This is a genomic window from Vibrio sp. 2134-1, assembly GCF_033339495.1.
In genome coordinates, this window is sequence record NZ_JAWOUS010000557.1 from 1 (window position 1) to 638 (window position 638).

Here is a 638-nt window from a genome sequence, read left to right on the forward strand (position 1 = left end):
TGACCGTACAAGCGACGGCTTCAATATTGGCGTTAACCTAGCAGTGCCACTTTACACTGGCGGCAACGTGACATCACAAACCAAACAAGCTGAGTTTGCGTACGTTGCAGCAAGCGAAGATCTTGAAGCTCAATACCGTAGCGTAGTGAAAGATGTTCGTGCACAAAACAACAACATCAACGCTTCTATTGGTGCGTTAAAAGCGTATGAGCAATCGGTAGTTTCAGCGAGATCTGCGCTAGAAGCGACAGAAGCTGGTTTTGATGTAGGTACTCGTACTATCGTTGATGTTCTAGACGCAACTCGTCGCCTATACGATGCGAACAAAAACCTTTCAGACGCTCGTTACAACTACATCCTGAGTGTTCTTCAGCTTCGCCAAGCGGTTGGTACACTAAGCGAACAAGACATCTTGGATGTGGATGCAGGTTTGAAACCAGCGAAATAACGTTCAGTTATACAACGAAATTAAAACGCCAGTTGATTCTTCAACTGGCGTTTTTTGTTGTCTATCATTCGATGCAAAGTACCTAACATTGTACGCATAGCGATTATCTCGCAAATGCATTGCTATACCAGAACGTAGGACAGCAAGCATAGAAAAACAAAAAGGCCGCTTTGCAGCGACCTTCCAGATA

1 protein-coding gene and 1 pseudogene are annotated in these 638 nt (G+C 44.7%); one reads left to right on the plus strand and one right to left on the minus strand.

Annotation, left to right across the window (positions count from 1 at the left end; genetic code table 11):
• Positions 1–448 (plus strand): annotated as a pseudogene (gene vpoC / locus R7R78_RS27205) (efflux RND transporter outer membrane protein VpoC); the annotation flags it as partial.
• 3 nt (positions 449–451) lie between these two features.
• Here vpoC and R7R78_RS27210 read toward each other — a convergent pair.
• Positions 452–638: hypothetical protein (locus R7R78_RS27210; RefSeq protein ID WP_225474748.1), on the minus strand; the 187-nt coding region annotated here is incomplete at its 5' end.